Origin of the sequence: Paenalcaligenes suwonensis (assembly GCF_011290505.1) — a bacterium.
GTDB lineage: Bacteria > Pseudomonadota > Gammaproteobacteria > Burkholderiales > Burkholderiaceae_B > Paenalcaligenes > Paenalcaligenes suwonensis.
Map to the genome: position 1 here is coordinate 1 of NZ_JAANPV010000003.1, position 21513 is coordinate 21513.

24 protein-coding genes and 1 pseudogene are annotated in these 21513 nt (G+C 56.6%); 10 read left to right on the forward strand and 15 right to left on the reverse strand.

What is annotated here, in order from left to right; all coding sequences use genetic code 11:
• The 5 genes from GY634_RS05140 to GY634_RS05165 all read left to right on the forward strand — a co-directional run.
• Nucleotides 1-195, forward strand: a 195-nt coding sequence (locus GY634_RS05140) for a hypothetical protein (protein ID WP_479724667.1), incomplete at its 5' end; no start/stop codon positions are given.
• A gap of 116 nt (nucleotides 196-311) precedes the next feature.
• Nucleotides 312-1178, forward strand: a complete 867-nt coding sequence (locus GY634_RS05145; RefSeq protein WP_032489168.1) for a PSE family carbenicillin-hydrolyzing class A beta-lactamase CARB-4 — start codon at nucleotides 312-314, stop codon at nucleotides 1176-1178.
• A gap of 231 nt (nucleotides 1179-1409) precedes the next feature.
• Nucleotides 1410-1757, forward strand: a complete 348-nt coding sequence (locus GY634_RS05155) for a quaternary ammonium compound efflux SMR transporter QacE delta 1 (RefSeq protein ID WP_000679427.1) — start codon at nucleotides 1410-1412, stop codon at nucleotides 1755-1757.
• Nucleotides 1751-2590, forward strand: coding sequence for a sulfonamide-resistant dihydropteroate synthase Sul1 (gene sul1 / locus GY634_RS05160; protein WP_000259031.1), 840 nt, complete (start codon nucleotides 1751-1753; stop codon nucleotides 2588-2590). The genes GY634_RS05155 and sul1 overlap by 7 nt, the downstream gene beginning before the upstream one ends.
• A gap of 127 nt (nucleotides 2591-2717) precedes the next feature.
• Nucleotides 2718-3218 carry a GNAT family N-acetyltransferase gene (locus GY634_RS05165; protein WP_000376623.1) on the forward strand — a complete coding sequence of 167 codons (501 nt, stop codon included), beginning with the start codon at nucleotides 2718-2720 and terminating at the stop codon, nucleotides 3216-3218.
• 366 nt (nucleotides 3219-3584) lie between these two features.
• On the opposite strand, the gene tetR(A) is transcribed toward GY634_RS05165, so the two are convergent.
• Complete coding sequence (tetR(A), locus tag GY634_RS05175) at nucleotides 3585-4235, reverse strand: tetracycline resistance transcriptional repressor TetR(A) (protein ID WP_000164043.1); 651 nt, start codon at nucleotides 4233-4235, stop codon at nucleotides 3585-3587.
• Between the two features lie 105 nt (nucleotides 4236-4340).
• On the opposite strand from tetR(A), the gene tet(A) reads away from it, so the two are divergent.
• Nucleotides 4341-5540, forward strand: coding sequence for a tetracycline efflux MFS transporter Tet(A) (gene tet(A) / locus GY634_RS05180; protein ID WP_000804064.1), 1200 nt, complete (start codon nucleotides 4341-4343; stop codon nucleotides 5538-5540).
• A gap of 31 nt (nucleotides 5541-5571) precedes the next feature.
• Here the strand turns inward: tet(A) and GY634_RS05185 are convergent, their stop codons facing one another.
• Together GY634_RS05185 and GY634_RS05190 are read right to left on the reverse strand one after the other, a co-directional pair.
• Nucleotides 5572-6432, reverse strand: a complete 861-nt coding sequence (locus GY634_RS05185) for an EamA family transporter (protein WP_000493383.1) — start codon at nucleotides 6430-6432, stop codon at nucleotides 5572-5574.
• An 8-nt stretch (nucleotides 6433-6440) separates the two neighbouring features.
• Nucleotides 6441-7160, reverse strand: a pseudogene (locus GY634_RS05190) (DNA-binding domain-containing protein); the annotation flags it as partial.
• A 177-nt stretch (nucleotides 7161-7337) separates the two neighbouring features.
• Here GY634_RS05190 and GY634_RS05200 point away from each other — a divergent pair.
• Genes GY634_RS05200 through arsB form a run of 4 tightly spaced genes read left to right on the forward strand, consistent with a single transcriptional unit; the run spans nucleotide 7338 to nucleotide 10001 of the window.
• Entirely contained in the window at nucleotides 7338-7670 is a 333-nt protein-coding gene (locus tag GY634_RS05200) for an ArsR/SmtB family transcription factor (RefSeq protein ID WP_000447876.1), read from the forward strand.
• Entirely contained in the window at nucleotides 7667-8434 is a 768-nt protein-coding gene (gene arsH / locus GY634_RS05205; protein ID WP_001239389.1) for an arsenical resistance protein ArsH, read from the forward strand. Before GY634_RS05200 ends, arsH begins: the two co-directional genes overlap by 4 nt.
• Nucleotides 8431-8937: an arsenate reductase ArsC gene (locus GY634_RS05210; protein ID WP_000140066.1), complete on the forward strand. Its 507-nt coding sequence runs from the start codon at nucleotides 8431-8433 to the stop codon at nucleotides 8935-8937. The genes arsH and GY634_RS05210 overlap by 4 nt, the downstream gene beginning before the upstream one ends.
• On the forward strand, nucleotides 8934-10001 hold the full coding sequence (gene arsB / locus GY634_RS05215) for an ACR3 family arsenite efflux transporter (protein WP_001272375.1): 1068 nt from the start codon (nucleotides 8934-8936) through the stop codon (nucleotides 9999-10001). The genes GY634_RS05210 and arsB overlap by 4 nt, the downstream gene beginning before the upstream one ends.
• A 354-nt stretch (nucleotides 10002-10355) precedes the next feature.
• Here arsB and GY634_RS05225 read toward each other — a convergent pair whose 3' ends face one another.
• From GY634_RS05225 to guaB, 12 genes are all read right to left on the reverse strand, one after another.
• On the reverse strand, nucleotides 10356-10580 hold the full coding sequence (locus GY634_RS05225) for a type I toxin-antitoxin system ptaRNA1 family toxin (protein WP_000211355.1): 225 nt from the start codon (nucleotides 10578-10580) through the stop codon (nucleotides 10356-10358).
• Nucleotides 10581-10643: 63 nt separating this feature from the next.
• Nucleotides 10644-10892: a hypothetical protein gene (locus GY634_RS05230; protein ID WP_000213809.1), complete on the reverse strand. Its 249-nt coding sequence runs from the start codon at nucleotides 10890-10892 to the stop codon at nucleotides 10644-10646.
• Nucleotides 10893-10896: 4 nt separating this feature from the next.
• Nucleotides 10897-12324, reverse strand: a complete 1428-nt coding sequence (trbL, locus tag GY634_RS05235; RefSeq protein WP_001405816.1) for a P-type conjugative transfer protein TrbL — start codon at nucleotides 12322-12324, stop codon at nucleotides 10897-10899.
• Nucleotides 12325-12334: 10 nt separating this feature from the next.
• The gene (gene trbK, locus GY634_RS05240) at nucleotides 12335-12571 is read right to left on the reverse strand and encodes an entry exclusion lipoprotein TrbK (protein ID WP_000718002.1); all 237 of its coding nucleotides are present in this window, start codon (nucleotides 12569-12571) and stop codon (nucleotides 12335-12337) included.
• Between the two features lie 12 nt (nucleotides 12572-12583).
• The gene (gene trbJ, locus GY634_RS05245; protein ID WP_000836966.1) at nucleotides 12584-13363 is read right to left on the reverse strand and encodes a P-type conjugative transfer protein TrbJ; all 780 of its coding nucleotides are present in this window, start codon (nucleotides 13361-13363) and stop codon (nucleotides 12584-12586) included.
• Between the two features lie 140 nt (nucleotides 13364-13503).
• Nucleotides 13504-13692 (reverse strand): FitA-like ribbon-helix-helix domain-containing protein, encoded by a 189-nt coding sequence (locus GY634_RS05250; protein ID WP_000024442.1) that lies wholly within the window; start codon nucleotides 13690-13692, stop codon nucleotides 13504-13506.
• Between the two features lie 1032 nt (nucleotides 13693-14724).
• Nucleotides 14725-15606, reverse strand: a complete 882-nt coding sequence (gene repC / locus GY634_RS05255) for a replication protein C, IncQ-type (protein ID WP_000743064.1) — start codon at nucleotides 15604-15606, stop codon at nucleotides 14725-14727.
• Nucleotides 15593-16420: a helicase RepA family protein gene (locus tag GY634_RS05260; protein WP_001162384.1), complete on the reverse strand. Its 828-nt coding sequence runs from the start codon at nucleotides 16418-16420 to the stop codon at nucleotides 15593-15595. The genes repC and GY634_RS05260 overlap by 14 nt, the downstream gene beginning before the upstream one ends.
• Before the next feature lie 4 nt (nucleotides 16421-16424).
• A complete protein-coding gene (locus GY634_RS05265; RefSeq protein WP_001179606.1) occupies nucleotides 16425-16646 on the reverse strand; it encodes a helix-turn-helix transcriptional regulator in 222 nt (73 codons plus the stop codon).
• Nucleotides 16647-16793: 147 nt separating this feature from the next.
• Nucleotides 16794-17996, reverse strand: a complete 1203-nt coding sequence (locus tag GY634_RS05270; protein ID WP_000954590.1) for a tyrosine-type recombinase/integrase — start codon at nucleotides 17994-17996, stop codon at nucleotides 16794-16796.
• Between the two features lie 304 nt (nucleotides 17997-18300).
• The gene (gene guaA / locus GY634_RS05275) at nucleotides 18301-19887 is read right to left on the reverse strand and encodes a glutamine-hydrolyzing GMP synthase (RefSeq protein WP_166407518.1); all 1587 of its coding nucleotides are present in this window, start codon (nucleotides 19885-19887) and stop codon (nucleotides 18301-18303) included.
• Nucleotides 19888-20013: 126 nt separating this feature from the next.
• On the reverse strand, nucleotides 20014-21474 hold the full coding sequence (gene guaB / locus GY634_RS05280) for an IMP dehydrogenase (RefSeq protein ID WP_166407519.1): 1461 nt from the start codon (nucleotides 21472-21474) through the stop codon (nucleotides 20014-20016).
• Between the last annotated feature and the right edge of the window lie 39 nt (nucleotides 21475-21513).

Below are 21513 nucleotides of genomic sequence, written 5' to 3' on the forward strand. Positions count from 1 at the left end.
GTCATCGCCGGGCGGCCAGTCCGTTGTAACAGCTGGGAGGCGATCATCTGGGATTACTTTTACTATGCCGATGAAGTACCACCAATGGACTGGCCTACAAAGCACATAGAGTCCTACAGGCTCGCATGCACCTCACTCGGGGCGGAAAAGGTTGAGGTCTTGCGTGCCGCTTTCAGGTCGCGATATGCGGCCTAACAATTCGTCCAAGCCGACGCCGCTTCGCGGCGCGGCTTAACTCAGGTGTTAGCCTTATTTGAATACTTCACACTCTGATATAAGATGTAAGCCAATCAAAATGATGAGGTTATTACATGAAGCTTTTACTGGTATTTTCGCTTTTAATACCGTCTATGGTGTTTGCAAATAGTTCAAAGTTTCAACAGGTTGAACAAGATGCTAAGGTAATTGAAGCATCTCTTTCTGCGCATATAGGGATTTCTGTTCTTGATACTCAAACTGGAGAGTATTGGGATTACAATGGCAATCAGCGTTTTCCTTTGACAAGTACTTTTAAAACAATAGCTTGTGCTAAATTATTATATGATGCTGAGCAAGGGGAAATAAACCCTAAGAGTACAATTGAGATCAAAAAAGCAGATCTTGTGACCTATTCTCCCGTAATAGAAAAGCAAGTAGGACAAGCAATAACGCTCGATGATGCGTGTTTTGCAACTATGACGACAAGTGATAATGCAGCAGCAAATATCATCCTAAATGCCCTAGGAGGTCCTGAAAGCGTGACGGATTTTCTAAGACAAATCGGAGATAAAGAAACCCGTCTAGACCGTATTGAACCTGAATTAAATGAAGGCAAGCTTGGTGATTTGAGGGATACGACAACTCCTAATGCAATAGTGAATACTTTAAATGAATTATTATTTGGTTCCACATTGTCTCAAGATGGCCAGAAAAAATTAGAGTATTGGATGGTGAATAATCAAGTCACTGGTAATTTATTGCGGTCAGTATTGCCAGAGGGATGGAATATTGCGGATCGTTCAGGTGCTGGCGGATTTGGTGCTCGGAGTATTACAGCCGTTGTTTGGAGTGAAGCTCAATCCCCAATCATAGTTAGTATCTATCTAGCGCAAACAGAGGCTTCAATAGCAGATCGAAATGATGCAATTGTTAAAATTGGTCGTTCAATTTTTGAAGTTTATTCATCACAATCGCGTTGATAAGGCTAACAAAGCATTTAAGAGGGACAGCCAACGCGTGGCACTTTTATTATGCGTTGGTTTTTGTGGTTACGGTGTTATGCGGTAAGTTGGTAGTAGCGTTGGCTGCCCCTTAATGCGGCGTTAGATGCACTAAGCACATAATTGCTCACAGCCAAACTATCAGGTCAAGTCTGCTTTTATTATTTTTAAGCGTGCATAATAAGCCCTACACAAATTGGGAGATATATCATGAAAGGCTGGCTTTTTCTTGTTATCGCAATAGTTGGCGAAGTAATCGCAACATCCGCATTAAAATCTAGCGAGGGCTTTACTAAGCTTGCCCCTTCCGCCGTTGTCATAATCGGTTATGGCATCGCATTTTATTTTCTTTCTCTGGTTCTGAAATCCATCCCTGTCGGTGTTGCTTATGCAGTCTGGTCGGGACTCGGCGTCGTCATAATTACAGCCATTGCCTGGTTGCTTCATGGGCAAAAGCTTGATGCGTGGGGCTTTGTAGGTATGGGGCTCATAATTGCTGCCTTTTTGCTCGCCCGATCCCCATCGTGGAAGTCGCTGCGGAGGCCGACGCCATGGTGACGGTGTTCGGCATTCTGAATCTCACCGAGGACTCCTTCTTCGATGAGAGCCGGCGGCTAGACCCCGCCGGCGCTGTCACCGCGGCGATCGAAATGCTGCGAGTCGGATCAGACGTCGTGGATGTCGGACCGGCCGCCAGCCATCCGGACGCGAGGCCTGTATCGCCGGCCGATGAGATCAGACGTATTGCGCCGCTCTTAGACGCCCTGTCCGATCAGATGCACCGTGTTTCAATCGACAGCTTCCAACCGGAAACCCAGCGCTATGCGCTCAAGCGCGGCGTGGGCTACCTGAACGATATCCAAGGATTTCCTGACCCTGCGCTCTATCCCGATATTGCTGAGGCGGACTGCAGGCTGGTGGTTATGCACTCAGCGCAGCGGGATGGCATCGCCACCCGCACCGGTCACCTTCGACCCGAAGACGCGCTCGACGAGATTGTGCGGTTCTTCGAGGCGCGGGTTTCCGCCTTGCGACGGAGCGGGGTCGCTGCCGACCGGCTCATCCTCGATCCGGGGATGGGATTTTTCTTGAGCCCCGCACCGGAAACATCGCTGCACGTGCTGTCGAACCTTCAAAAGCTGAAGTCGGCGTTGGGGCTTCCGCTATTGGTCTCGGTGTCGCGGAAATCCTTCTTGGGCGCCACCGTTGGCCTTCCTGTAAAGGATCTGGGTCCAGCGAGCCTTGCGGCGGAACTTCACGCGATCGGCAATGGCGCTGACTACGTCCGCACCCACGCGCCTGGAGATCTGCGAAGCGCAATCACCTTCTCGGAAACCCTCGCGAAATTTCGCAGTCGCGACGCCAGAGACCGAGGGTTAGATCATGCCTAGCATTCACCTTCCGGCCGCCCGCTAGCGGACCCTGGTCAGGTTCCGCGAAGGTGGGCGCAGACATGCTGGGCTCGTCAGGATCAAACTGCACTATGAGGCGGCGGTTCATACCGCGCCAGGGGAGCGAATGGACAGCGAGGAGCCTCCGAACGTTCGGGTCGCCTGCTCGGGTGATATCGACGAGGTTGTGCGGCTGATGCACGACGCTGCGGCGTGGATGTCCGCCAAGGGAACGCCCGCCTGGGACGTCGCGCGGATCGACCGGACATTCGCGGAGACCTTCGTCCTGAGATCCGAGCTCCTAGTCGCGAGTTGCAGCGACGGCATCGTCGGCTGTTGCACCTTGTCGGCCGAGGATCCCGAGTTCTGGCCCGACGCCCTCAAGGGGGAGGCCGCATATCTGCACAAGCTCGCGGTGCGACGGACACATGCGGGCCGGGGTGTCAGCTCCGCGCTGATCGAGGCTTGCCGCCATGCCGCGCGAACGCAGGGGTGCGCCAAGCTGCGGCTCGACTGCCACCCGAACCTGCGTGGCCTATACGAGCGGCTCGGATTCACCCACGTCGACACTTTCAATCCCGGCTGGGATCCAACCTTCATCGCAGAACGCCTAGAACTCGAAATCTAACGTCCGTTCGGGCATCGAGGTCCATGTCGGGGTGGGACGGGCCCGTGGCTTCAAGATCACTTGCAGTCCGACCGCGATGTCTTGGTTGCGCGAGAGGTTGTCGATATCTGGACCTCGCCCGCGAGCGCCAGGCGCACGAGGCCGGCGCGCGGACCCGCGCCACGGCCCACGAGCGGACGCCGCAGCAGGAGCGCCAGAAGGCCGCCAGAGAGGCCGAGCGCGGCCGTGAGGCTTGGACGCTAGGGCAGGGCATGAAAAAGCCCGTAGCGGGCTGCTACGGGCGTCTGACGCGGTGGAAAGGGGGAGGGGATGTTGTCTACATGGCTCTGCTGTAGTGAGTGGGTTGCGCTCCGGCAGCGGTCCTGATCAATCGTCACCCTTTCTCGGTCCTTCAACGTTCCTGACAACGAGCCTCCTTTTCGCCAATCCATCGACAATCACCGCGAGTCCCTGCTCGAACGCTGCGTCCGGACCGGCTTCGTCGAAGGCGTCTATCGCGGCCCGCAACAGCGGCGAGAGCGGAGCCTGTTCAACGGTGCCGCCGCGCTCGCCGGCATCGCTGTCGCCGGCCTGCTCCTCAAGCACGGCCCCAACAGTGAAGTAGCTGATTGTCATCAGCGCATTGACGGCGTCCCCGGCCGAAAAACCCGCCTCGCAGAGGAAGCGAAGCTGCGCGTCGGCCGTTTCCATCTGCGGTGCGCCCGGTCGCGTGCCGGCATGGATGCGCGCGCCATCGCGGTAGGCGAGCAGCGCCTGCCTGAAGCTGCGGGCATTCCCGATCAGAAATGAGCGCCAGTCGTCGTCGGCTCTCGGCACCGAATGCGTATGATTCTCCGCCAGCATGGCTTCGGCCAGTGCGTCGAGCAGCGCCCGCTTGTTCCTGAAGTGCCAGTAAAGCGCCGGCTGCTGAACCCCCAACCGTTCCGCCAGTTTGCGTGTCGTCAGACCGTCTACGCCGACCTCGTTCAACAGGTCCAGGGCGGCACGGATCACTGTATTCGGCTGCAACTTTGTCATGCTTGACACTTTATCACTGATAAACATAATATGTCCACCAACTTATCAGTGATAAAGAATCCGCGCGTTCAATCGGACCAGCGGAGGCTGGTCCGGAGGCCAGACGTGAAACCCAACAGACCCCTGATCGTAATTCTGAGCACTGTCGCGCTCGACGCTGTCGGCATCGGCCTGATTATGCCGGTGCTGCCGGGCCTCCTGCGCGATCTGGTTCACTCGAACGACGTCACCGCCCACTATGGCATTCTGCTGGCGCTGTATGCGTTGATGCAATTTGCCTGCGCACCTGTGCTGGGCGCGCTGTCGGATCGTTTCGGGCGGCGGCCGGTCTTGCTCGTCTCGCTGGCCGGCGCTGCTGTCGACTACGCCATCATGGCGACGGCGCCTTTCCTTTGGGTTCTCTATATCGGGCGGATCGTGGCCGGCATCACCGGGGCGACTGGGGCGGTAGCCGGCGCTTATATTGCCGATATCACTGATGGCGATGAGCGCGCGCGGCACTTCGGCTTCATGAGCGCCTGTTTCGGGTTCGGGATGGTCGCGGGACCTGTGCTCGGTGGGCTGATGGGCGGTTTCTCCCCCCACGCTCCGTTCTTCGCCGCGGCAGCCTTGAACGGCCTCAATTTCCTGACGGGCTGTTTCCTTTTGCCGGAGTCGCACAAAGGCGAACGCCGGCCGTTACGCCGGGAGGCTCTCAACCCGCTCGCTTCGTTCCGGTGGGCCCGGGGCATGACCGTCGTCGCCGCCCTGATGGCGGTCTTCTTCATCATGCAACTTGTCGGACAGGTGCCGGCCGCGCTTTGGGTCATTTTCGGCGAGGATCGCTTTCACTGGGACGCGACCACGATCGGCATTTCGCTTGCCGCATTTGGCATTCTGCATTCACTCGCCCAGGCAATGATCACCGGCCCTGTAGCCGCCCGGCTCGGCGAAAGGCGGGCACTCATGCTCGGAATGATTGCCGACGGCACAGGCTACATCCTGCTTGCCTTCGCGACACGGGGATGGATGGCGTTCCCGATCATGGTCCTGCTTGCTTCGGGTGGCATCGGAATGCCGGCGCTGCAAGCAATGTTGTCCAGGCAGGTGGATGAGGAACGTCAGGGGCAGCTGCAAGGCTCACTGGCGGCGCTCACCAGCCTGACCTCGATCGTCGGACCCCTCCTCTTCACGGCGATCTATGCGGCTTCTATAACAACGTGGAACGGGTGGGCATGGATTGCAGGCGCTGCCCTCTACTTGCTCTGCCTGCCGGCGCTGCGTCGCGGGCTTTGGAGCGGCGCAGGGCAACGAGCCGATCGCTGATCGTGGAAACGATAGGCCTATGCCATGCGGGTCAAGGCGACTTCCGGCAAGCTATACGCGCCCTAGGAGTGCGGTTGGAACGTTGGCCCAGCCAGATACTCCCGATCACGAGCAGGACGCCGATGATTTGAAGCGCACTCAGCGTCTGATCCAAGAACAACCATCCTAGCAACACGGCGGTCCCCGGGCTGAGAAAGCCCAGTAAGGAAACAACTGTAGGTTCGAGTCGCGAGATCCCCCGGAACCAAAGGAAGTAGGTTAAACCCGCTCCGATCAGGCCGAGCCACGCCAGGCCGAGAACATTGGTTCCTGTAGGCATCGGGATTGGCGGATCAAACACTAAAGCTACTGGAACGAGCAGAAGTCCTCCGGCCGCCAGTTGCCAGGCGGTAAAGGTGAGCAGAGGCACGGGAGGTTGCCACTTGCGGGTCAGCACGGTTCCGAACGCCATGGAAACCGCCCCCGCCAGGCCCGCTGCGACGCCGACAGGATCTAGCGCTGCGTTTGGTGTCAACACCAACAGCGCCACGCCCGCAGTTCCGCAAATAGCCCCCAGGACCGCCATCAATCGTATCGGGCTACCTAGCAGAGCGGCAGAGATGAACACGACCATCAGCGGCTGCACAGCGCCTACCGTCGCCGCGACCCCGCCCGGCAGGCGGTAGACCGAAATAAACAACAAGCTCCAGAATAGCGAAATATTAAGTGCGCCGAGGATGAAGATGCGCATCCACCAGATTCCCGTTGGAATCTGTCGGACGATCATCACGAGCAATAAACCCGCCGGCAACGCCCGCAGCATCGCGACCGTCATCGGTGAGAAGTTCGGCAGGTATTGGGTGGTGACAATGTAGGTGCTGCCCCAAATGGCAGGTGCTATCGCTGTGAACAATAAATCGGGGCAGACGGCGCTTCCAGCGTGACGACCATGCCGAGCACGCAGCGGGTGAACACGTCGATGGCGAGGGTCAGGTACGGGCGGCCAATAGGTTGCCGGTCGCGGTCATCGACCACGATCAGGTCGATGACCGTATGGTCTATCTGCACCTGCTCCAGCGGCGCGGTCACGGCAGGAGGCTCGCCGCCCACACCTTGTAGGTCACGAGCGGCATCCTGGCCTTCCCGCCGGCGGATGACCTTGCGCGGGTCAAGGCTAGCGATCCGTAAGGCCACGGTATTGCGCGCCGGCACTCGCAGTTTTTGAGCCTTGCACACCTGAGTGACTTCGCGGTGAAAGGCCGCTAGGCTGCGCTTCTGCTTGGTCAGGAACCGCTTTTGCAGTAGCTCGTGGATGACGCGCTCGACCGGTTCCGGCAAGCGCCCCTTACCTTTACCTCCACCGGACTGGCCGGGCACCAGATCCGTCACGAGGCCGCTGCCTTGCCGGGCACGCCGGATCAGAACGTATACCTGGCGCCGAGACAAGCCCAGCGCCTGAGCCGCCATATCGGCCGCTTCGTGCCCGACCGTCTCCGACTGCGCCAACGGACTGATGATCTCCGCACGACGGCGCGCACGCTCCCAAGCCTCATCAGGCAGAGTGGCCACGCCTTGTTCTGGAATCCGTGGGGTGTCCGTCGCCATGCTCACCTCGCTTTGGTGCACACGAGTATTGAGCATAGTCGAGATTGGTGCAGATCACTTCTGATATTGAACTGTCAGGAGCTGGCTGCACAACAGCCATTACGCCCAATCAACTGGTGCAGTCGTCTTCTGAAAATGACAAATGCGCCTAGCTCATTTTTACAGCTTAAATGAGCTATTGAGCACACTCCATATTTCGACTATTATTGAAACATGGAAACGATAAATGCTGTAGCCGCCCTGGCGGCCATCGCTCAAGAATCGCGCCTCGCGGTGTTCCGGCTTCTCGTCCAGGCCGGCCCCGCCGGCATGGCCGCCGGAAAAATCAGCGAAGCGGCCGGCATCCCGCCGTCTTCGCTATCCTTCCACCTGAAAGAGCTGGCACACGCCGGCATGGTCACGTCGCGGCAAGAAGGCCGATTTGTGATCTACGAGGCGAACTTTTCGACGGCCACTAACCTGGTGGCCTTTCTCACGGAAAACTGCTGCGGCGGCCAGGTGTGCAACCTGTCTTGCACCACGGAAGCCGGGAAGGTGTTGGCATGAGACTTCGCCATCTTTCCGACCCCGATTCTTTGCCCGCTTTGGACAAATCCTTTGCCATCGAGCGCCCGGCGCTCGGGCTGGCACCCGACGCCCCGCCGGTGCGTATCCTGCTGCTGTATGGCTCGCTGCGCGCCCGCTCGTTCTCACGGCTGGCCGTCGAGGAAGCGGCCCGGCTGCTGCAATTCTTTGGCGCAGAAACACGCATCTTCGACCCGTCCGATTTGCCGTTGCCCGATCAAGTGCAAAGCGACGATCACCCGGCCGTCAAGGAGCTGCGCGCCCTGTCCGAGTGGTCAGAGGGACAAGTCTGGTGCAGCCCGGAACGCCACGGTCAGATTACCAGTGTCATGAAGGCGCAGATTGACCATCTGCCGCTTGAAATGGCCGGCATCCGGCCGACCCAAGGCCGCACCCTGGCCGTGATGCAGGTATCCGGCGGCTCGCAGAGCTTCAACGCCGTGAACACCTTGCGTCTGCTCGGCCGCTGGATGCGAATGTTCACCATTCCGAACCAGTCGAGTATCGCCAAAGCGTTCCAAGAGTTCGACGCGGCGGGCCGCATGAAGCCCTCGCCGTACTACGACCGAATAGCCGATGTGATGGAAGAACTGGTGCGCTTCACGGCGCTGGTACGGCCGCACCGTGAAGCACTGACAGACCGCTATTCCGAACGGAAAGCGGCCGGCCACGTCATCGACGAGGCCACCGATCTTTCATCCATCGCCATTGCTCCCCAGCCACTACCAGAAAGCGAAACATCATGACCGAAAGAATCTATAACGTCCTCATCCTCTGCACCGGCAATTCGGCGCGCAGCATCATGGCCGAAGCTCTCATCAACACGATGGGGCAAGGGCGCTTCCGCGCCTACAGCGCCGGCAGTCACCCAACCGGCAAGGTCAATCCCTTCGCCGTCGAAAAGGTGGAGTCGGTGAATTACCCGACCGAGAATCTGCGCAGCAAGAGCTGGGACGAGTACGCCACGCCCGACGCACCGAAGATGGACTTCATCATCACCGTCTGCGACAACGCCGCCGGCGAAATGTGTCCGGTGTGGCCTGGTCAGCCGATCTCGGCGCATTGGGGATTTGAAGACCCGGCCGCCGTCGAAGGCACTGACGCCGAGAAGCGCCGGGCCTTCGAACAAACCTTCCGGCACATGATGAACCGCGTCCGCCTGTTCGTGAATCTGCCTCTCAAAATGCTTGACCAGACGGCCATCAAGCGCGAGCTGGCGAACATCGGCAAGACCGAGCAGGAAGCATGAGCGCCGGCGCACAGGCCATCGCCGCGAAGCCGCGCCAGGCCCCGATGAGCGGCTTCGAGCGTTACCTGACGCTGTGGGTGGCCCTGTGCATCGTCGCCGGTGTTGCGCTCGGCCAGGGCCTTCCTGACGTGTTCCAGGCCATAGGCCGCATGGAAGTGGCCCAGGTCAATTTGCCGGTGGGCCTGCTGATTTGGGTAATGATCGTCCCGATGCTGGTCAAGATCGACTTCGGGGCGCTGCACCAGGTCAAAGAGCATTGGCGCGGCATCGGCGTCACGCTGTTCGTGAATTGGGCCGTCAAGCCATTCTCGATGGCCCTGCTGGGGTGGCTGTTCATCCGACAAGTGTTCGCTCCGTTCCTGCCGGCCGATCAACTGGACAGCTACATCGCGGGCTTGATCTTGCTGGCCGCCGCGCCCTGCACGGCAATGGTGTTCGTGTGGAGCCGCCTTACCAACGGCGACCCGCTTTTCACGCTCTCGCAAGTGGCTCTGAACGACGCCATCATGATCGTGGCCTTCGCGCCCATCGTCGGCCTGCTGCTGGGCATGTCCTCGATCTCGGTGCCTTGGGACACGCTGCTGATTTCGGTCGTGCTCTACATCATCGTGCCGGTGATCCTGGCGCAGCTCTTGCGGCGGCATCTGCTCAAGCAAGGACAGGCCGCCTTTGAACGGGCCATGCAGAAGATCGGGCCGTGGTCGATGGCCGCGCTGCTGCTGACGTTGGTTCTACTGTTCGCCTTCCAGGGCGAGGCCATCATCCGGCAGCCGTTAGTGATCGCCATGCTAGCCGTGCCGATCTTGATTCAAGTGTTCTTCAATTCCGGGTTAGCCTACTGGCTGAACAAGCGGGCGGGGGAAAAGCACTCTGTCGCCTGTCCTTCGGCCCTGATCGGTGCCAGCAACTTCTTCGAGCTGGCCGTGGCGGCCGCCATCAGCTTGTTCGGTCTGCACTCCGGCGCTGCATTGGCAACCGTGGTCGGCGTCCTGGTCGAAGTGCCGGTGATGCTGCTGGTCGTGCGCGTGGTGAATCGCTCGAAGAGCTGGTACGAACGAGGTTGAACATGAGTAGGAAAAAACTGAGGAAATGATTGCAGATTGCCGCGCCGGCCGCTTCCTGGCGCATTCGATCACTGACCTGGAACACCTAGTATCCATGCTTGCTGAGGTCGCCCGATGACAGACCCAAAGAACCTAGAGAACAGGCTGCATGAGAAGGCCGACCCGGCCCGCGCCGTTTCCACTGGTCGGGTGCGCTACACACTGGCCGAACTACTGGCCGACGCGGAAGCATCCGGGGCTTACCCGCTGCCGCCGGAGGAACGCGAATGGATGGATGCGCCGTCTGTGGGTCGGGAATGGCCAAACAGTGAAGATTGAAAAAGGCGGCCAGTTCGAGTGGCCGCCCTTTCGTCATTAGCTGCACGCTTGGCGCAAGGCGTTCATTGCTTCTTGAAAATCAGCCTGTGTCGCCCGGCCCGTTTCAGCTTGGTAGTACACCACCATAAAAGCATTAGCGACGGCTTCGGCCAATGGCCCAAGGCTCCGCGCTTCCGCTTGGTTGATGTACTCCAAAGAAGAAAGAATAGCCGCTGCTTGATGCACTGCTTGCCCTGGTTCGATAATATGTTGTGTTGTCATAATTCACCTCTCCAGTAGGTGTTGATTGAAAGTGCCGGGCTGGTTGTGGCCAGCCCGGTGCGCCTACAGGTACAGCCCCGCCGCCTCCGCGAATGCTGACCGCTCATTCCTGCCGCCATTAACCTCAATACTTATCGGCTTAGTTTCGCTCTCTCTCATAGGGTCTGGCCGTGATACAAAAGCGGCTGTTTCTGTCTCTGCATCGACCTCGGTCGATTGATCACCCAGCGGCGAAATAAATACCTGGCTGACTTCTTCCCTTGGCGCTTCATCCAGGGCCGCCAATGCGGCCATGTATGTTGATGTCGTCATCGTGCTAACTCCTGACTTCGTTACTATCTGGGCCAGAATCGGCGCCCAAGCTATTGCCCTCGAACTGGCCAGATTGGCTTGCTTCTTTCGGCTCCATGCTTTCGCGTATCGAAGCAGCCAGTTTTCCGCCTGTGGTTTCGCTCACTCGCTCCTGGAATCCCTGCTTCACTTGAGAGCCGACACCCTTGGCTAACTCGGAGGCCGTGCCTGTGGCCAGCTTCGCGGCCTTGGCAAAGCCGCCACCGCTTGAGCTACTGCCGCTGTCACCAAAGCCAGCCGCTTGGGCGAATGGGCTACTGCCAGCAGTACCCGCTTCACCACCACCGTTTCCGCCACTGCTGACAACTGACCCCATGCTGGACATGTCACCGCCGGTTTCCATACTCGCTGATGCTTTCTGAAAAGCCGCTTGGAGTGCACTTGCACCTCCGGCTGCACCGGCTGCGGCACCCATAACCGCTTTACCTGCCAGGGCAGCGCCGCCAGTTGCCATACTGGCCGCCGTCACCGCCGCCCCAACTGCCGCACCCGCACCGAAGTTTCCAATTCCACCGGCTGCGCCAATACCACCACCAGACACAAGACCAGAAATCATCGGCGGAACTTTGTTGACCAAGAAAAGCAAGATGACCGATATAACCAACATCACGGCCAGTTCCTGGGATGCCATGTTCTCGCTGATTTGCGTGTAGTAGTGATTGATGAACTCTTTGCCAATCGCAACCAGAAGCACCATTGCCATAAGCTGTGCGGCCAGGCCCAGCACGGTCTTGTAGTAATTGATCGCCATGTCGGAAGTCCAACGACTTCCACCAAAGCCAAGGAAGAACACACCGGCATACAACAGAATCCAGGCTGATGCGAGCAACAGCAACAGGTTGACCGCAATCAACGCCAGGACAAACAAAACAGCCAGGGCCATTAGCTCCATGACCAGAGCAGTTGCCATCTGCCGCCATCCCAGCTCCGAGGTGGCCTGTACTGTGCGGTTGTATAACTCGAAACCAAGATCAAGGATGCTGGAGGGCCCAAGATTGCTATTGGAAAGTCCCCCCGCCTGCGCGCCCAGAGTTTGCAATGACTGAACAATCGTACCGGCGATATTCATGCCCTGGTTCGCATTCGTCAGCAACCACCAGAAAAAGCCGGTGAAGATCGTGAAGCGAACGAACTCCGCGAAGAACTCGCCAATGTCGGCCTTGCGCAAAGCCATCATGCCGAATGTCCAGACCATCGAAATCACAACCAGCGTCCAGAACAAACGCGATGCAGCGGACTCAATAGCTGGCCCCCATGTTGCGGCAGCATCATGAAAACGCTTGAGCACATCATTCATAACACCGCTGCTACTTAGCTCCTGCGCCATTGCAGGTTCAGCCAGCACCATTGTGGCGACCATCATCAAGCCACCTAGAGCAATTTTCTTTCTCATGGCGACCACCTCAATAATCATCTTTAGGGCTGGGCTTGAACTCCCACTGACGCATCTGCTTGGCCTTCTGGAATGCTCTGCATTCCTCGGTAAAGGCCTCTCGGTTCGCTTCGCTGCGCATTTCATTCAGTGCTGCCTGGAACGCATCGGGGGCACACGTCGCCGCATTTGGTTCGGGCATCCTTTCCTGTTCACATCCAGCCAACAACAGCAACGTAGCCGCGGTAGTAAAAAAGATTTTTTTCATCTCACCGCCTCCCTAGTAGTTGTCTGCCGGACTCGGGCGAAACGTCCAGGTACGCATTTGCTCGGCCCTGGCATCACCTCGCGCCTCGGCATCGAGTTCTGCTGCAATCCGGGCTGCCTCCGCGTTGTGTTGGGCGGTCAACATGGTGCGAATCTGCAAGAGCTGATTGGCCTGCTGGCTGGCGAGCTGGTTGGCGTAGCCGATGGCCTGTAGCTGGCCAGTTGCACCCTGGGCCGCGCCTTGCAGCCGCTCCAGGGTACGGGCGTCATCCTTCAAAGCCTTTTGCTGGTCGGCAACGGTCTGGAACAGGGCATCGTTGGCCTTCTTTTGCGACTCTGACGCCAGGCGGCGGTTCTCTTCCATCGCTGCCTTTTCGGCCGGCGTGCATCCGCCGCTGCCGTTGAAGCATGGCGAGCTGCGGTAATAGGCCACGTCCTGAAACTTGGCCAGGTAACGATCCAGGCTGCCTAGCTGGTTCTCGTAATAGGCCAGCGTGTTTTGCGCGGCAATCAGCCGGTTGATCGTAGTCTGCGCCTGATCCCAGATATACGCGGCTGGGGCCATCGTGTTCTGGAGCTGATTTTCGTACTGCTGCAACTGGGTCTGGTACTGCTCAATCTGCTTGAGCGTCTGCGCCACCGACTCGATGGCCGTCATGATGTTCTGGGCCAGGTTGCCGCCGTCGATGACGGGGATACCAGCTTGCACAGGGGCGGTGGTAGTGGTGATAAAGCCGGTTGCGAGTGCAACGGCTAGAGCGGTTTTTTTAGCCGCTAAAATTTTGGACTTCATGGTCGTACTCCGTCGATGAAAAGAAGGCATTGCCTTGACCAAGCGTTGTGCTTGTTCTCGGCAACGTTTCATCGAAGAGCTACGCCACTAGCTGATCGGTATTGCCCTTGGCGCTGAGGCCCGGACTTACAAACGTAAAACTACTCTGTTTTTTTATCGCTTTCGGACAAGCCAACTTCCCGGCCAATCTCTTCAAGCTCTAGCGGCTGTACTGCCGCCGTCAGTATTTCGCGTATTTCCGCGTCGGTGCTCCTATCGTTGAGCGCTGCTCGAACTTTCAACGCACGGTGCACCTCGGCGGGTAAATTCCTGATAAGCACATTTGCCATATCAATACCCTTTTGGTGTACCCGACAACCATGCTATCAAAGATATTAAAAATAGCAAGACCTATACTCTTGCAACCGGCGGTAGCCGATCAGCCCCGCAGGGCAGGATTCCCGTTGAGTGCCCCCGGCGCGAATAAGGGACAGTGAAGATAGATAACCGGCTTGCCGGTTAGCTAACTTCACCCATCCTGCCCGCATTTCACCCACTATTGAAAATCTAGCGCATATCGAACGTAAAGCGTTTTATCGTCAAACAAACACCGATTCTTGGCAACATAACCGTAATCGTCACCAAATCGGCCTGCAATCGACATAGTCGCTTCAAAATCGCTGCTCAATCGGCTTTAAATCGGAACCTAAAATGCCAACAATCGACACAAACCATTCGCCCCGATGGGGCGAGTTGGACGCCAAAAAAGAAGGGCATAACCCGCCCCTCAAGTGTCAATGAACACAAGAAATTTGCCTCCCCTCCCGTCATACCACTAAGGCGACGTATTGATACTTGAGGGGCAACCTTTCCTGATGTTGACACCTTCACGCAGGTTACTGGTTATGGGCGTCCAACACACACGGCTCATTCCTGCTTGGTAATAATAAGAATAATAATCTTCTTATTATTCTTACCGAACGAATGGGCACTGCTTAGCCATTTCACGTTTCGAGCCAAGGTTTCAGTACAGATAACTACAAGTGCACACAGCGGCCCTCCAGCACCGTTAGACGCAGATTCTGCTTCAGCTCATGGAATAAGGGACTCCGGGTTGTTTTCCCCTCTCACAAGGCGTTTCAGCGGCCACTGAAGCCGCCTTCTCTTCTTGGCGTTAAACCATCGGCCTATGGCCGATTGATAAAGCCCGCCAGGGCTTTATTGGCAAGGTCAGAACGCGCCCTCAAGGCGCGAGCTGCACCGCGCATGATGGATTATCTTTAGATAATCTTGGATGGATTTCCCAAACTGCCCGCAAAGCAGCGCACCGTCTGGGTTTTCCAAATTGGGACGGGGAACGTTACGACGGCAGAAGGGGAGCGTTACGACGGTAACAAGGGAACGTTACGACGGTAAACGGGTGCAGTTGCCGTGGGGCCAGGCCTCTTGATCTCCCATTTTCCCTTGGCGTATTCGTTCACTACCCAACCCACGGCGGCAAGTTCGGCCAGTGCCTTCCGGGCAGTCTGACGGCGTTTTTTCATAGCTTCGGCATTGGCTTCATCTGGCCAGACATAGCCGCAAAGCGTGTCCAGTTCCACGCGCCCGGATTTGCCGGGGTCGATCCAGCCGCATAGCCGTTGGTGCATCAGCCGTGCCGGATCAGTCTGTAGCACCCGCACTTCCGCCATGTCGATACGGGCATATGGACGATGCCCCAGGATCGCTTCGGCAATACGCGGATTCAGGGCAACCCATAGCCTGCCGTCCGTCTCGTCAAAAGCATGACTCATCAGGTGGAACGCGGCTTGCCGCCGTCCCTTCGTCACAAGGATGGTGACGTTCGACATGCGCAGCAGGCTGGCTTTGAGCGCCTTGATGTTGTCGCCGCTATCCGTCATGCCCGTTTCTGAGAGCAGTTTGGTCAGGCTCTCACGAACCACCAAGCCGTCTTGCTCAATGGCTTCGAAACGGGGTTCAAGGAATAGCCGTAGCTGTCGCCCCGTCTCACTGGTCGGTTCCGGGGTTAGCAAGATGCCGTTCGGGCCGCCAAGGGCCACGATGCCTTGCAAAAGACGCATATCATCGGCCCCGAGAGGTTCGAATCCGACGAAACGCATGGATTCGTCCTCGCCAAAGGTGTAGGTCACGTCCAGCTTGCAGCGTTTGCGATCGCCACGCTTGAGGCTGCGGAACAGGCCAGGTGCCAAACAGTGCGCGGGATCATGTCGGACGTGGGTCAGGTCATGCTTAGGCTTCTTCACGCTGTCTCCTTTTCACCTTGCACTGCCGCTCCAGTACAGCAGGCTTCAACACGCCGCCGTCGTGCCGTCTAAACCAGAGTTCTTGAAAAGGTGCGCCATAGTTGGCCTTGCTGACGCCAAAGCGGACAAAATACCCACGCTGACAATCATCGACCCCCAGTATCTCGGCCTCGCCTTGCGTCATGCCGGATAGGTACGATTGCCAACGGATGTTATCAACCAGTACGGACGATCCACGACTGGCCTGCTGTTGATCGCCCGACCCCATCATGGCTGCGCTTTTACTCGCGTGGTGCAGAAACACAATGGAGCAGCCTGTATCAGCGGCTATGGCCTCCATGTGCCCAACAACCTGCGCCATCGGCCCGCTAGCGTTCTCCTCCTCAATGTGGAAGCGCCGCAAAGTGTCCAAGATCATCAAGCGACGACCTTCAGCGGCTCGTTTGAGAGCATCGAACCAGCTAGCAGCCATGATGTTTGGGCATTTACCGATCAAGGGTTCAATGAGCAAACCATCAGCCACGGCTTGCCGTTCCGCTGCGCTGAGGTGTGCCCCAAGGGCGTGCAGACGATGGTGAATAGCGGCCGGTGGATCTTCAGCAGGCAGATAGACCACTTGCCCGGTGGGAAACTCGCCTATTTCAAGTAAATCAGGCCCGCCTGCAATCTGTGCAGCCAATTGAAGGGCCAACATGGATTTACCAGCCCCACCAGGCGACACAAGAGCACCAACAGTGCCAGCAACCATATTAGGCAGAACATAATCAATGGGTGGCGGCAATTCCGTGAAAGCCGCCATAAGATCAAGAGCCATATAACTAGCCCTCTATAGGGCCAGGTCGCGCAGCTTGATCACCCGATGATTTACGTGCCTCAATCCACTCTTCGACCTCTGACAAATCCCAGGCGACATTTCTACTGGTTAACGCGATACGGCGTGGAAAATCCCCTCGCTGCTCCAGGTTATAAATTGTTCGTGTCGAAAGCGGGATCATCTCCAGGAGCTTCTTCCTGTTGATGAGGGTCTTTATATTTTGCATGGGTCAATACCTCTCAAATGAATAGTTGCTATTCATCGAGTAGCTGCGCGAAGCAGCTAATCGGTAATTGACCTGCCCGATGCCAATGGCGGCCTTATTTATAAATTCACGGCATCAACTTCAATGCTATCAAAGATAGCAAAAACATCAACCCTTACTGCCTCCCGAAGTCCACTCATCAATCATATCGGCCCAATCCTGCAACATCGCCGCCCGCTGCTCGCGGTACTCAGCCTTGTTGTAGACAGCCCTCACGCCCTTCTGCTCGTGCGCCAGGCACTTCTCGATCCAGTCGGTGTTGTAGCCGGCCTCATGCAACAGCGTGCTGGCTGTGCGCCGCAAATCATGCGGTCCGAACTTGGTAAGTGACTTCCCATCTTTCTGCGCCGCCTTGTAAGTCAGCGTCAGCACCTGGTTAAGTGTGGCAGCGCTCATCGGCGCATCCGAGTCGTACCGTGATGGCAAAACGAAGTCGGAACCACCGGCAAAGGTTTTCATGGCAATGAAAATATCCAGAGCCTGCTGGGACAGAAATACCAGGTGCGGGTTACGGCGTTTCATCCGCTCCTTTGGAATCGTCCACAACGCTTCGCTGAAATTGATCTCGCTCCAGGTCGCATTGGTCAGCTCGCTCTTGCGCACCATCGTCAGCAATAACAGCTTGGCCGCCGCACGGTTTGTTGGGCTTGTGCCCACTCGCTCCATGTACTGGTACATCAGCCCAATTTCTTCTGGCGTCAACGCTCGGTCACGTGGCTCGAATCGAGCGATGCTTGTTGGGCGCACCAGTTCTGCCGGGTTTTCGACCTTCTGCCCACGCTCGATGGCCCAGCGAAATACCTGCAACACGATTTCACGCACATGAACGGCGGTGGCCGGTGCGCCTCGCTCAACAATGGCATCAGCCAGCGCCCGCAAGTCTTCGTGGGTGATCTCCACCAGCTTCTGATTGCTGAATTTCGGCTTCAGCTCACGCTCATAAACCGAGCGGCGCATATCGCGGGTGGAGTCGGCCATCTGGTAGCCACGCAGCCACTTCTCCGCCCAGGCACCGAACGTCTCTGCATCTTTCACCCGCGCCTTGTCTCGGGCTTTCTCCTTGGCCGGCGACTTGCCCGCCGCAACCATCTTCTTGGCGTCACCCAACAGCTCGCGGGCTTCGGCCAGGGTGATGCCACCGACACCATAACGCCCAAAGGTGATGGTCTCCTGCCGACCGTTGATTGAGTAGTTGTAACGGAACGAGATGGAGCCGGCTGGAGTCACTGCCACATAGAGACCTTCCCGGTCATTCACTTTGTAGAGTTTGTCCCTGGGCTTGAGATTGCGCAGCTTGGTATCGGTCAGCATGTACCTTGTCCTTCTTCGTCTCCGATACCATGCTGAAAAAATCTCGAATTTATCGTATTTTTTCTTACGAAACAGTAACTTATAGAATATTAATACCATGAACACACAAAAGAACGCAGCATGGTATCGGCATCAATCATGGCATCGCCAAACCATAATACCAGCTTTAATGCCATGCTCAAACGGTGCTTGGCGCTTCCTCCCGTTGCCAGATCGTGCCAAACACAAACAAAAAAAAGCCCGCAATTACGCGGGCTTAGCGGCATTTCATGCCATCAGGTGCCTGGCTGTGCCAGACGCGGAATCATTCCCACTCAATCGTTGCTGGTGGTTTGCTGCTTACATCATAGGTCACACGGTTAATACCGCGTACTTCATTGATGATGCGGCCAGACACGCGCTTCAACAGCGAGTAAGGCAGTTCTGCCCAGTCGGCAGTCATGAAGTCGGTGGTTTCTACGGCACGCAGTGCAACTACGTATTCGTAGGTACGGGCATCACCCATCACGCCCACGCTTTTCACTGGCAAGAATACCGTGAAAGCTTGGGAAGTCAGGTCGTACCAGTTTTTACCGGTGGCTTCGTCTACGGTGTTGCGCAGTTCTTCGATGAAGATCGCATCCGCTTGGCGCAGCAAATCAGCGTATTCACGTTTGATTTCGCCCAAGATACGCACGCCTAGGCCTGGGCCTGGGAATGGGTGGCGGTACACCATTTGTGGTGGCAAGCCCAATGCTACGCCCAGTTTGCGCACTTCGTCTTTGAACAGTTCGCGCAGTGGCTCTAGCAGTTTCAGGTTCAGGGTTTCTGGCAGGCCGCCTACGTTGTGGTGCGACTTAATGCCGGTTGCTTTGCCGGATTTGGCAGCAGCGGATTCGATCACGTCTGGGTAGATGGTGCCTTGTGCTAACCAACGGGCGTTGCTAAGTTTCGCGGCTTCTTCTTGGAAGATTTCTACGAACTCACGGCCAATGATTTTACGTTTCGCTTCTGGGTCGGTAACGCCAGCCAGTTTGCCCAAGAATCGGTCAGAAGCATCAATATGGATGATTTTCAGACCCATATTGTCAGCGAAGGTGCTCATGACCTGTGTGGCTTCGTTCAAGCGCAGCAGACCGTGGTCTACGAATACGCAAGTCAGCTTCTCACCAATAGCGCGGTGAATCAGTGCTGCTGCTACAGAAGAATCCACACCACCGGACAAGGCCAAGATCACTTCTTCGTCGCCTACTTGTTCACGGATGTTAGCAATGGCTTCTTCTACGTAGTCGGGCATGTTCCAGTCGCCTACGCAGCCGCAGATGTCGCGCACGAAGCGTTGGAACAAAGCACCGCCTTGTACTGTGTGAGTGACTTCTGGGTGGAACTGTACCGCGTAGAAGTTACGCTCTTCGTCTGCCATACCGGCGATTGCGCAGGTAGGTGTGGACGCCATCAATTTGAAGCCTGGAGGCAATGCAGTCACTTTGTCGCCGTGGCTCATCCATACTTTCAGCATGCCGTGCCCTTCTGGGGTGGCGAAGTCTTGGATGCCATCTAGCAATTTAGTGTGGCCGTGCGCACGTACTTCGGCGTAACCGAATTCACGTTTATCTGCGCCTTCGGTAGTACCACCCAGTTGGCGCGCCATGGCTTGCATACCGTAGCAAATACCCAGTACAGGTATGTTCATCTCGAATACGGCGGCAGGCACTTGCAAGGCGTCGTCTGCGTACACGGAAGCGTGGCTGCCAGACAGAATGATCCCTTTCAGGCCTTCTTGCGAGCGGATGAATTCGTCGCTCACATCGCCAGGATGAATTTCGCAGTAAGCACCTACTTCGCGTACACGACGTGCGATCAATTGGGTAACTTGTGAACCGTAATCAAGAATAAGTATGCGTTGATGCATGATGACTGATAGATAAATGGTGCTTACTGTAAAGGGGTAACTCTACAGCTAGCGATAGAACGAATACGGCCACGTTGCACTGTGCAACGCGGCCGTCTGAATTATAAACCGCAGCAGAATAGTAAATTAGTCTGCACGGTAATTCGGTGCTTCTTTGGTAATCTGCACATCATGTACATGAGATTCGCGTACACCTGCTGCTGTGATTTCCACGAACTCAGCTTTTTCATGCAGTTCGTCAATGGAAGCACAACCGCAGTAGCCCAACGAGGCACGTACACCACCCACCAGTTGGTGAATAATGGCGATCACGCTGCCTTTGTAAGGCACACGACCTTCAATACCTTCAGGTACCAGTTTATCGGAGTTACTGGAGGCATCTTGGAAGTAACGATCTGCCGAACCTTCCACCATCGCACCCAAGCTACCCATACCGCGGTAAGACTTGTAGGAACGACCTTGGAACAATACGACTTCGCCAGGTGCTTCTTCGGTACCGGCGAACATACCGCCCATCATGCAGGTAGAAGCACCTGCTGCCAAGGCTTTAGATACGTCACCCGAGAAACGGATACCACCGTCAGCGATCAGAGGTACGCCTGTACCTTCCAATGCTTTAGCCACATCAGCAATCGCGCTGATTTGCGGTACACCTACACCCGCCACAATACGTGTGGTGCAAATAGAACCTGGGCCAATACCCACTTTCACACCGTCAGCACCAGCTTCTACCAACGCACGAGCTGCAGCGGCTGTAGCGATGTTGCCACCAATAACCTGAATGTGAGGGAAGTTCTTTTTCACCCAACGTACGCGGTCGATTACACCTTTGGTGTGACCGTGTGCAGTATCCACGATGATGGCATCTACGCCAGCGCGGGACAGTTTTTCTACGCGTTCGTCAGTATCGCCACCCACACCTACCGCAGCACCTACACGCAACTGACCGTGTTGGTCCTTAGCTGCTAGAGGGTGAGTGGTGTTTTTCACGATGTCTTTAACCGTCGCCAAACCACGCAACTCGAACTGATCGTTCACGATCAGCACGCGCTCTAGGCGGTGTTTGTGCATCAGTGCTTGGGCTTCGTCCAGTGTGGCGCCTTCTTTCATGGTTACCAGACGCTCTTGAGGCGTCATGATTTCACGAATAGGCAGCTCGAAGCGGTCTTCAAAGCGCAAGTCACGGTTGGTAACGATACCTACCAACTTGCCTTCTTTAACCACTGGCAAACCGGATACACCATGCTGGCGCTGCAAATTGATTGCATCACGCACAGTCATTTCTGGTGTTACGGTGACGGGGTCAATCACGATACCGAACTCGTGACGTTTCACACGGGATACTTCACGTGCTTGTACATCGGCTGTCAGGTTTTTGTGAATAATCCCCATACCACCCTCTTGTGCCATGGCAATGGCCAAGCCGGATTCGGTCACGGTGTCCATTGCGGCGGACACCAGTGGGATGTTCAGGGAAATGTCGCGGCTGAATCGTGCTGTCAACGATGCATCGCGAGGAAGAATTTCTGAATATGCAGGCACTAACAATACATCATCGAATGTTAGTGCTCGTTTGATAAGACGCATGCTTTTTACTCCGTCCAAAGCAAGATTATACGCTGTTGC